An 11,617-nucleotide genomic window follows, 5' to 3' on the forward strand; every position below is an offset into this window, starting at 1 on the left:
CATATCAAAAGGAGTCATGCCAACTCGGTTTCAATCGATAGGTGTGATTTTGCTGGAAAGGAAAAAAAGCAAAACCGTAGGGGCAAGCCCCTACAACCCCAGGGGGATGTAAGGCAAATTCAAAAGAAAATTCAAAATCAAAGGAAAATTCAAAATCAAAAAACAAACCGTAGGGGCAAGCCCCTACAACCCCAGGGGGATGTAAGGCAAATTCAAAAGAAAATTCAAAATCAAAGGAAAATTCAAAATCAAAAAACAAACCGTAGGGGCAAGCCCCTACAACCCCAGGGGGATGTAAGGCAAATTCAAAAGAAAATTCAAAATCAAAGGAAAATTCAAAATCAAAAAACAAACCGTAGGGGCAAGCCCCTACAACCCCAGGGGGATGCAAGGCAAATTCAAAAGAAAATTCAAAATCAAAGGATAAATCAAGATCAAAGGACAAACCTTGGGGGAAAGAATTCCCCCAAACCCCCATCTTTTTTTTTAATAGTTTAAGTCAAAAGCAGAAAAATCAACCATCCAACTCCGGCAACAACACACCAACCGTCATCGCCTCGGGCCGAAGATATTTCCTTGCCACCCGCTGAACATCCTCTGCCGTCACCAACCTGATCCGATCAGGATAACCCTCCAAAACAAGCCGCCAATCAATGTCACTGACAAAAAGACGACCAATCGTCCAAGCAATGGTGTCAATGGAATCCCTGGCATAAATGTGCCCGGCAATCAAACCATTCTTAGCCCGCTCCAACTCCCTGGAAGTCACCGGCTCCCGAACCATCCGAGCCACCTCCTCCAAAACAACCTCTTCCACCCTTGAAACCGAAACCCCGGGCTTGGGACTCGCCGAAAGACTGAAAAGCGCCGGATATCGGGAAATACCCCCAAATGAAGCCCCAGCCCCAATAGCCAACCCCTCATCCACCACCAAACGCTGATAAAGACGGCTCGACCCACCACTACCCAACACCGTCACCAATAAATCCAAAGGAAAAACATCCCGACCCAACCTGTCATCCGCCAAAGTCGGGGTGAGAATACCAGCAAACCACCGGGATAAGGTCGCCCCCTTCTCCCGAACCTCAATACGCTGACCCTTCACAGGAGAAACCACAGGCAAAACCGCAGGAGGCGCCAAAGCCGGATTGGGAGGAAGCGGACCGAAATATTTCCCGATCCAAGTAGCCGCCTGCTTAAACTCCAAATCCCCTACCACCACCAAAAGCGCATTGTTGGGAGCATAATAACGCCGATACCAGTCGGAAAGATCCGCCAGAGTATGGTTTTCCAAATCAGCCATCAAACCAATCACCGGACGACCGTAAGGATGATCCCCAAAAGCCAAAGCACGGAATTTTTCCATCATCCGCGCCACCGGCTTGTTTTCCACCCGACTGCGACGCTCTTCCCGAACCACCAGATTTTCAGCCTGGAACTCAGACTCCGAAAGCACCAAATGACGCATCCGGTCCGCTTCAAGCTTTAAAGCCAGCTCCAACCGGTCCGCCGCAAATTTGATGTAATAGTTGGTATAGTCACGAGAGGTGGAGGCGTTATCATCGCCGCCATTGCGGGAAACAATCTTGCTGAACTCACCCGGAGCTATCGTGCGGGTGCCCTGGAACATCATATGCTCCAGCATGTGGGCAAGGCCGGTCTTGCCGTCCGCTTCGTCCACCGCCCCAACCCGATACCACACCTGGGAAATCACCACCGGCGCCTTGGGCTCCCGCACCAGAACAACCTGCAAACCGTTGCCAAGGGTAAACGAACGCGCATCCAACGCCTGGGCGCCAGCAGGAAAAATCAAACAAAGGAGGCCTGCGAACAATCCAAAAACCGCCGCCAACCCCCTACTTCCTGGATAAAACCTCCACCACCCCGAAACGCTTTTCACAATCACCAGCTCCAGCCCCTTATGGGTTTACCATCCAATCGGGCAATCTTTCCTGCTCATCCCGATCCAATGGGGCCGCCTCTCCAGAGTCGGGAGAATCAAAAAGAATGGTGCCAGCACTTTTGGCCGGGGTACCGTCATTGTCCGGATTGACCCAATTTTCAGAACTTCCCTCCCCCTGGGTAGAGGCTGGCAGTTGGTCGAGATCCGGTGGAATGTCCAGAGGTTCCCGAGTCGGCACCCGAGCCGGGTCCAGAAGATTATCCTCCCAAGGCACGGGAATGTTGCCCGAACAGGCGGAAATCAGGAGTACAATCCCCAAAAGGGGCCATAGGCGTAGACGTTTCATGAGGCCTTACCCGTCGCTCGAATGGTTGAAGGATCCAGCCCGGGCAAGGCCGATACCGTTGCCCGTCAGAATACCGTTGGATTGTACCGCAACGACAAATCGCTGCTGTTTGTGCATCAAGGCGCTGTCAAATTGTCCCACAGCAGCAAACCAATACCCAAAGTGATGGCGCTGTCAGCCAAGTTAAAGACCGGCCAGGAGAGATCATGCCAATGTACGTGGATAAAGTCCACAACCCAACCAAAACGCAGTCGGTCGATCAAATTACCCACCGCCCCCCCTAAAACCAATGCCAGGGCATAAGTCATCCAGAGGGTTTCTGTTCGCCACAGCAAAATCAGAATCGCCACCGTCGCTAACGCAGCCACCCCCACCAGGAGCAGTTCCCGCCAGAAAGGTGGCAGATCCGTAAACACTCCGAAGGCCGCCCCCAGATTGTGGACCAGCACCAAATCCAAAAAACCCGGGATAAGCGTGATCCCCCGATCCGCCAGCAGTGCCGTCATCCACCATTTGGTGATTTGATCAGCCAGCAACACCACCAGAGCCAACAATGGCCCCAACACTCGAGGTTTCAATAACCACATGATCCGTCAACCAGCCATATCAAGGCCACTCACCACCCCCACACAGCGGGGACACAACTCCGGATGGGTCGAATCCCGGCCCACACCACCATCCCGATTCCAACAGCGGGTACACTTATCTCCATCGGCGGAATGATAGGCCACCTTGAGCGTCTCCTCCTCCAACACCCCTTTCAGTCCCTCAGGTGCCTCAGCCAAAGGCCGCAAATCCACCGAAGCGACGATAAAGAGGCGGGAAAGCTCAGGAAAGCCTTTGAGAAAATCGATCAGATCATCGTTACCATAAAGCGTCAGCGCCGCTTGCATGAAAGAACCGATGCGTTTTTCATTACGGGCCCCTTCCAACAGGCGATAACAAGCCCCTCTCACCCGGCGCAGCCGCTCCCAATCCCGGGCCAACCCCTCATCCAGCCATTGGGGATGGGCCTTGGGAAACTGGGCCAGGTGCACCGAGGAGGCCCGCTTTTCCCCGGCCATTTGGTCCCACTCTCCCATGTATTGCCACATCTCCTCGGCAGTGAAGGAAAAAATCGGGGCCATCAGCCGCACCAGGGATTCCAGGGTTTCGTGGAGCACGGTCTGGGCGCTGCGCCGCTCCAGGGAATCCTCCCCGTCGCAATAGATCCGATCCTTGATGATATCGAGATAAAAAGCCCCCATATCCACCGCACAAAAATAGTGGAGATCCTGATAGACCTTATGGAAGGAATAAGCGTCATAGGCCCCCTGCACCTCGGTAATCAGGTGGCCGAGACGATCCAGAGCCCAGCGATCCAGCGAGGGCATCTGTTCATGGGCGACCCGATGTTTGGTCGCATCAAAATCCGCCAGATTGCCCAAAAGAAAACGCACCGTATTGCGAATCCGCCGGTAGCTGTCGGAGAGCCCCTTGAGAATTTCGTTGGAGATGCGAATGTCAGCGGCATAATCCTCAGCCGTCACCCACATCCGCAGGATATCCGCCCCATACTGCTTGGTCACCTTTTCCGGAGCAATCACATTGCCCATGGACTTGGACATCTTGCGGCCCTTGCCATCCACCACAAAACCATGGGTCAGGACCGCTTTATAGGGGGCCTTCCCCCGGGTGCCCACCGAAGCCAAAAGGCTCGAATGAAACCAGCCCCGATGCTGATCCGACCCTTCCAGGTAGAGATCCGCCGGTGAGGAAAGATCCTCCCGCTGCTCCAGCACCGCCGCATGGGTCACCCCGGAATCAAACCAGACATCGAGAATATCCGACTCCTTGGCAAACGCAGCGCCACCACACTTTTTGCAGCAATACCCCTCCGGGAGAAAATCAACCGCTTCCCGTTCAAACCAAACATCCGCCCCCGCCTCTTCCACCGCATCGGCAATGGTGTCCAGCACCCCCTTATCCAGCACCTGCTCGTCACATTTTGAACAGGAGATCACCGTAATCGGCACCCCCCAGGCCCGCTGCCGGGAGACGCACCAGTCGGGCCGGGCTTCCACCATGTTATAGATCCGATCCCGCCCCCAATGGGGAATCCAGCGGGTAGCATCAATGGCGCTGAGAGCTTTTTTCCGCAGCGCATTCTCCTCCATGGAGATAAACCATTGGGGAGTGGCCCGGGTAATCACCGGTTTGTGGCAGCGCCAGCAGTGGGGATAGCTGTGGTTCAGTGTTTCCACATGAATCAGCCGCCCCTCACTCTTCAACAGTTCCACCACCCGGGCGTTGGCCTTGAACACATGCTCCCCGGCAAAATGGGGGGTTCCTGCCACAAAAATGCCCCGGTCATCCACCGGATTGAAGGGTTTCAGCCCATAACGAATGCCCACCGCATAGTCTTCATTACCGTGGCCGGGGGCGGTATGCACACAACCGGTCCCCGCCTCCAGGGTGACGTGATCCCCCAGAAGAATGGGGGCGTCCTGATCCAGATAGGGATGACGAAAACGTTTGTTTTCCAGGGCTGAGCCGTCAAACCGATGGAGCACCGAAAAATCGGTCACCGCCATCCCCATCGCCTCGGCCATTCCCTCCCAGAGGGCCTCCGCCACAATCAGCACCTCCCCAGAGGCCAGGTTTCCCCCACCCCCCGAATTTTCAGCACTGAGGGCCACATAGGTCAGGCCGCCGTTCAGAGAAACAGCCAGATTGCCCGGAATGGTCCAGGGGGTGGTGGTCCAGATCACCACGGACACAGCCGCATCCCCGGCCAAACCCGGAATCACCTCTGCCAGGGATTCCCCCTCAGCCAGAGGAAACTTGACGTGGATGGCGGTGGAGTCATGATCCTGATATTCCACTTCCGCTTCGGCCAGGGCGGTGGCATCCCCCGCACACCAATAGACCGGTTTGAACCCCTTATAGAGTCCGCCATTTTGTAAAAAGGCGATAAGCTCCCGCACGATCTGGGCTTCGAAGGGATAGTTCATGGTGAGATAGGGGTTGTCCCAATCTCCAATCACCCCCAGGCGCTTGAATTCATCCCGCTGGGTATCGACCCACTTTTGGGCAAAAGCGCGACAGCGGCGGCGAAAATCGACCCGGCTGATATCCTCTTTTTTCTGTTTTTTCTTTTTCAGCTCCTGCTCCACCTTGGTTTCGATGGGCAGGCCGTGGCAATCCCAGCCGGGCACATAGTTGGCATCAAAACCCATCATCTGCCGGGATTTGACGATGACATCCTTCAAAACCTTGTTGATGGCATGGCCCATGTGCAGATGGCCGTTGGCATAGGGGGGACCATCGTGAAGAACAAAGGTAGGCTTGCCGCTCCCCGCCTCACGCAGCAGGCGATAAAGTTCCATCTCCTGCCATTTTTTCAAAATGGTGGGTTCTCTACCCGGCAGATTGGCCCGCATGGGAAACGGGGTCTTGGGCAGATGGACAGTCTCCTTATAATCCACGAAATCAACTCCTTATGGCGTGGTACGTTCAGCCCGCTCAAGGGTGGCACCTTCAGTCTGCTTCGGTGTGGTGCGTTCAGTCCCCTTAAACGTCATACCATTCAGTCAGCGTTTTATTGGATATTCCGGATTGAGGCTACAGTCGATCAGCTGAAAAAAATACGGCCACCTCAACCGATTAGTGTACAAAAAAGAGCGTGCCCGGGCCATACCGCCTGTGAGTGAAAATCCAGACGGGGCCGTCAACGCTTAAATGGCAAAAAAAGCCTGGGCCTGGGCCACATCCTTGGATATCTGCTCCACCAGGGCTTGGGGGCCTGAAAAACGCACTTCTCCCCGCAAGCGCTTGCGGAAACGAACTCTGAGCACCTTCCGATAGAGATTGCCACAGGGGGCCAGCAGGTGGGTTTCCAGACCGAGCCCAACATCTCCGAAGGTGGGATTGCGCCCCAGGTTGGCGACTCCGGGAAGCCAGCCCCCATCCACCCGACCTTCCACCACATAGACTCCCGGGGGGGGATGCAAAAGCCCGCTCAAGGTCAGGTTGGCGGTGGGAAACCCCAGCCCCTTACCCCGTTGTTGGCCACGCCCCACCCGTCCTTCTATTTCAAAGGAGCGTCCCAACAGCCTCTCAGCAGTGGCAAAATCCCCCTCGCCTACCGCCTGGCGGATGCGGGTGGAGGAGACCGGCTGGCCATCCACTTGGTGCAGGGATTGTTTATGGACTCCAAAACCGAATCCGATCCCCAACTCCTCCAGGAGCGGCACGTGGCCTTTTCCCCCGGCCCCAAAGCGAAAATTATCCCCCACCAGCACTTCCCGGGCATCCAGACCATCGGCCAGGATGGTACGCACGAACCGTTCCGCCTCCATGGCGGCCAAGGTGCGGTTGAACTGGAGAATGAACATGGCGTCCACCCCATGCCGCTCCATCCAGCGTGACTTACCCCGGACACCGGTGATGCGTACCGGGGCCTTGCTGGGATCCAATAGGCGCAGGGGGTGGGGCTCGAAGGTGACAGCCAGCGTGGGGGCGCCGGGATGGTGGGCTGCCAAACGCCGCAGCCGAGCAAAAATGGCCTGATGCCCCAGATGAACACCATCAAAATTGCCGATGGTGACTGCTCCTCCCCGAAACCGATCGGGCAGATTGCCTATGCCGCGTATGATATACATCCTTCAAACCAACCGCATATTCCTTGGGGCGCACCCCGGAGGAGATCCCCTCTCCGAAGCTGCCTGGGAGCAAAAAGACTCCCTTTGAAGCGACCTTTGAGCGAAAACTTTCCTAAACCCAAAGAGCGCCAAAAGATCATTCCAGACGATCCACCTGTATCAAAGCCGGGAAACTACCGGATGGCCGCTCCCCAGTCAACGCCAGGGCATGGGTTGAAAAGCGGCTTTAAGACCTATAAAGTTCCGAGACCTTAAGCAAAACGCCGCTTTTGGACTGAATTGACGGGATCAGCCTGAATTCCTCTGGATTTGATCTGATCCCTCCAAAAGCAGCTGGATGCGGATCTTTGCGCGCTTGGCACGGATTGAATATGCTTGAGCCGTTGGATATCCGCAAACTCTGGCTGAAGGTTAACAGCCATTTTGCTCCTGAAATGAGTCCAATTCTGCTGACAGACAGGTTATTCATCTCCAGCTTGCACACACCATTACACTCAAAATTACCTAGACGGAGTCCGGGTCCATGCTGAATGTCCTGCGCAAAGGCGCTGAAACGAGCATCGCCAAAATGCTTCTGGCTCTGGTCGCCATGAGCTTCGTAGCCTGGGGTGCTGGAGATTTTGCCGCTCGCCGGGCGAATGCCCCAGTGGCCATCGTGGGGGACTCGGAAATCAGCCTCCAGCAATTTTCCAAAGCCTATGACGATGACTTTAACCGGCTGCGACAGCAGTTTAACGGCAGGTTGGATAAAAAAACCGCTGAAATGCTGGGTCTCAAGCAAAACAGCCTGAACAACCTCATCAACCGCCATCTTCTGATTCAGGCTGGTCGTGACATGCGCCTGGCTGTTTCCGACGACTATGTACGCCAGGATATCGCGGCCAATCCCGTCTTCAAGGAAAATGGCCGCTTCAGCAGTGATCGCTATGAACTGCTGCTCCAGAACAACCGCATGACCCCCAGCCAGTTTGAAGGTCGACTGGCCCAGGATTTGGTGACCAATCAACTCCAGCGCGCCATCACCACCATCACCCAGGTGCCCGAACCTCTCTTCAAGGAAGCCTATCGCTTATCTGAAGAAAAACGGACAGCGGCCATTCTCACCCTGAAGGCCCGGGATCTGGAAGTGGAAATCGAGCCCACCGAGGAAGAGCTCAACACCCATCTGACGGAAAACCAAAACCGCTTCATGAAGCCCACCCGGGTCAAACTCCGCTATGTGGTTCTCAGCACCGACAGCGTGCGTGAAGATGTCCCCGTCTCCCAGGAGGAGCTGGAAGATTTCTATGCAGGACATAGCGGAGAATACCGTCGGGAAGAGGTCCGCCGCCTCAGCCACATCCTGGTACCTCTGGAAGAAGGCAGCGACGATGAGGCCAAGCAGGCCGCCCGGGAAAAAATCCAGCAGGTCGCCGACCTGCTCAAGGCTGGCGGTGATTTCAGCGAATTGGCCAAAAACCACTCCGACGACATCAGCGCCGAGGATGGGGGGAGTCTTGGGGAGTTCAGCCGGGGGGTGATGCCTGAGGCCTTTGACAAGGTGGCCTTCTCCCTGGCCCAGGGAGTGGTTTCCGAACCGGTATTGACGGAATTTGGCTACCACCTGATCCGGGTGGACGGCATCGAAGCCGCCAACATCAAAACCCTGGAAGAGGTGGAGCCGGAAATTCGCGCACGCATTGTTGAGGATAAGGCCCTTGACCTGGTCTTTGACCGCTCCATCACCCTGGAAGACCAGCTGTTCGCTTCCGGTGAGCTGCAATCCGTTGCCGAAGAGTTGAACCTTCGCTTCCGGGAGACTGAATTCATCAGCCGCAACGACCCAACACTCACCTCTGTGGAAAAAGAGGCCAAATTTCTGGAAACCGCCTTTGCCACAGCCAAAGGGGAGCTTTCCCAGGTGGTGGAAATATCCGACAACCGTTTTATCGCCCTCGAAGTCCTGGATCGGGAGGAGTCCTCCCCGAAAACCCTGGAGGAGGCCCGTCAGGAGGTGGAAAAATCCTTCAAAAAACAGGCTGCGCAAAAATTGGCCCGGGAAAAAATGGAAACTCTGCTGAAAGCCCTGCTGAACAGGGAAAAGGATTGGGCCCAGGCTGCCACCGAACACCAGGCGATCCAATATCGCACCACCGAACCCTTCTCTCTGGGAGGGGGTAAAAAAGCTCCAACCAAGGATGTCCGGGAAGCGATCTTTTTACTCAACACCGAGCACCCCGACCATACAGAGGTGATCGAAAGTGGCGGCACCTTCAAGCTGGTGAGCCTCCTCGGCATCGTCGAGGCTGACCCCAAAGGCCTGGAGGCCGCCCGGAAAAAAATCAGCCCTGATCTGGAAAAAAGCCTGGGAGCCGAACTGTTTCAGGCTTTCGTAACCGGATTGCGCCAGACCACCCCGGTTGAGATCAACCAGGAAGTGTTTGAACGTTTTTAATTGAAATATGCGCCACTGGTTTTGAATCCAAACCACTAAAAACAAACAAAGGCCTTGAGGGAGCTCCTTCCCCCAAGGCCTTTGTTTTGTTCTTAACGACAGGAAGGCACAATCCAAACATTCAGCGGGCTCCCCCCAGCAAACCGCTTGTTCTCTCCAGCCTCCCACAGGCTTTATCCCTTTCAAAAACACTTCTTTTCAACGGGAAAGATTGGTCGCCTCTTGCCGGTTATGCTATATAAAAGCCTGGGTAAATGAAGCCATTCCATCAATGGATATGCTTCCAAACCAACCATTCCAAATCCCCTTTTTTTTAACAACTCAACAACCTGGCAGGAGGGCATCATGGCCGGCTACGAACATCAGCTTAAGCGCAACCAACTCCTCCAGGAAGTTCTCAACTCCGTTCTTAAATTTTCCTTGGAGCCCCTCTCCCTGGAATCCTTCCTGGAGCACACCCTCGACCTGCTCCTGGGTATCCCTCAGCTGGCGCTGGATGCCAAGGGGGCGATTTTCCTGGCGGACGAAAAAAATCAAATCCTGCACATGGCCGCCCAACGGAGCCTACCCGAAAGCCTCCAATCCGCCTGTGGGCGGGTTCCCTTTGGCAAATGCCTCTGTGGTCGGGCGGCGGAGAGTGCAACCGTGCTTTTTTCCGATCATCTGGATGATCGCCACGACATCCGCTACACCGGGATTCAAAACCACGGCCACTACTGCATTCCCATCCTCTCCGGTGACAAAACCCTGGGGGTCATCAACCTCTACGTCCGCCCCGGTCACGCCACCGACAAACAGGAAGTGGATTTTCTCCAGGCCATTACCCACACCCTGGCTGGCGTGATCGAACGCAAACGGGCGGAAGAGGCCCTGATCAAGGCCCGTGAAGATCTGGATTCCATCGTCCGCAAGCAGACCACCAAAAATATTTTTAACCGCACCATCATCCACCGAATTTTTGATCTTTGGGACCGGGGAGGCCAAGGGGAGCGGTGGCCTGCCCCCTCTTTTACCGATATCAAATTGATATTGGAGACCATTTTTTTCGCCAGCCTCAAACAAAAAGAGGAAAACCCCATCAAGGTAAGCGTCTCCCTGGTGGAGTCGATGGCCCTGCTGGACGAAGTGGCCGCCTACGACGGTATGACCGTTTTGTTCGACCACCCCTTCCCCTTTACGGCTGACACGCTGGTCAATCTCTCCCCCGCCTTTGACCCCAGCACCACCTCCCTGGTGGTGATGCCCGAAGATGGCACTCCGGGCCGGTTGGAAATTCATGGCGCGATCTATTTTTCCGCCCGTGGGCTCCACCGCTTCGATGCCCTGACCTTTGCCCGCACCCCCCTGGATATCTTTACCGTAGCCGCCAAAAAAGCCGGGCATCTGCTGATCTTCCGGGGCAACGATGTCATTGGCCGCTACGCTTCCGGGGTCTTTTGCGAGCCCACCAGCCTCCCCTTTACGGAAAGCCCCATGGCTTGGAACCTTCTCAAGGTAGTGCGGGGTCATCCGGAGTTTCGGGAGCTGGACATGGGCTATTGGCAGGTCTATCGGGATCTGATTGATCGCCTGTTGCTGGAAACCGCCAGACGCGGCCAGGGAGGAGCCATCCTCTGGATGCCCGAGGCGTTACTGGAACATTCCACCGCTTTTTCCGACCCCAAATTCCGTCTGACCAAACGCCCCGATGGCGCCCAACTCATTGGCCGCTACCGTCACCTGGAAGAACGACTGGAAGCGGGGGAGCCGGGAGCGGATTTCCACCGCCTGAAGCAGGAACTCGCCCTCCACAAAAAACATCTGATCGACCTGGTGGAACTCCTGGCCCATTTTTCCCGGGTGGATGGGGCCTTGATTCTCTCCGACCGACTGCAACCCATCTCCTTCGGAACCCTGATCACCGCCCCTCCCTGGAAAGGGCAGGTCATTTCCTGGCTGGAGGAGCGGCTTTTTCCATCGGTCCATGTGGATTTCAACCGATTTGGCTCCCGACACACCTCCGCCGTCAACCTGATTGGCCAATGTCCCGGAGCCATCGCCTTCGTCATCTCCCAGGATGGCCCCATCGCTGGCATCACCCGCAAAAATGAAAACACCATCTACTGGTGGCCCGACTGCCTCTCCAAACTGTGGGATGCCTGACGGCCTCTCCTGGCTCAAAAAGATCTTCTCCGTTGAGATATAGCAATTCAAATCAAGAATTGGACATATGCTGCTGTACTTTTTCTGTCATTCCCGCGAATGCGGGAATCCAGGGGGGCTGGCGCGAACCTTTCCAAAATCTTGTATCA

8 protein-coding genes are annotated in these 11,617 nt (G+C 55.4%); 2 read left to right on the forward strand and 6 right to left on the reverse strand.

Annotation, left to right across the window (positions count from 1 at the left end; genetic code table 11):
• Positions 1–4 precede the first annotated feature (4 nt).
• The 6 genes from HQL52_02025 to ribF all read right to left on the reverse strand — a co-directional run bounded on the left by HQL52_02025 (position 5) and on the right by ribF (position 6,892).
• Entirely contained in the window at positions 5–478 is a 474-nt protein-coding gene (locus HQL52_02025; protein ID MBF0368208.1) for a hypothetical protein, read from the reverse strand.
• 36 nt (positions 479–514) lie between these two features.
• Positions 515–1,813 (reverse strand): insulinase family protein, encoded by a 1,299-nt coding sequence (locus tag HQL52_02030; protein MBF0368209.1) that lies wholly within the window; start codon positions 1,811–1,813, stop codon positions 515–517.
• 106 nt (positions 1,814–1,919) lie between these two features.
• Positions 1,920–2,249, reverse strand: coding sequence for a hypothetical protein (locus tag HQL52_02035; protein MBF0368210.1), 330 nt, complete (start codon positions 2,247–2,249; stop codon positions 1,920–1,922).
• A gap of 116 nt (positions 2,250–2,365) precedes the next feature.
• On the reverse strand, positions 2,366–2,836 hold the full coding sequence (lspA, locus tag HQL52_02040; GenBank protein MBF0368211.1) for a signal peptidase II: 471 nt from the start codon (positions 2,834–2,836) through the stop codon (positions 2,366–2,368).
• Positions 2,837–2,842: 6 nt separating this feature from the next.
• Entirely contained in the window at positions 2,843–5,716 is a 2,874-nt protein-coding gene (ileS, locus tag HQL52_02045) for an isoleucine--tRNA ligase (GenBank protein ID MBF0368212.1), read from the reverse strand.
• 249 nt (positions 5,717–5,965) lie between these two features.
• On the reverse strand, positions 5,966–6,892 hold the full coding sequence (gene ribF, locus HQL52_02050) for a riboflavin biosynthesis protein RibF (protein ID MBF0368213.1): 927 nt from the start codon (positions 6,890–6,892) through the stop codon (positions 5,966–5,968).
• Positions 6,893–7,415: 523 nt separating this feature from the next.
• Here ribF and HQL52_02055 point away from each other — a divergent pair.
• The gene (locus HQL52_02055) at positions 7,416–9,326 is read left to right on the forward strand and encodes a SurA N-terminal domain-containing protein (protein MBF0368214.1); all 1,911 of its coding nucleotides are present in this window, start codon (positions 7,416–7,418) and stop codon (positions 9,324–9,326) included.
• Between the two features lie 345 nt (positions 9,327–9,671).
• The gene (locus HQL52_02060) at positions 9,672–11,468 is read left to right on the forward strand and encodes a GAF domain-containing protein (protein MBF0368215.1); all 1,797 of its coding nucleotides are present in this window, start codon (positions 9,672–9,674) and stop codon (positions 11,466–11,468) included.
• Positions 11,469–11,617: the final 149 nt, after the last annotated feature.

It is taken from the genome of Magnetococcales bacterium, assembly GCA_015232395.1.
GTDB lineage: Bacteria > Pseudomonadota > Magnetococcia > Magnetococcales > JADFZT01 > JADFZT01.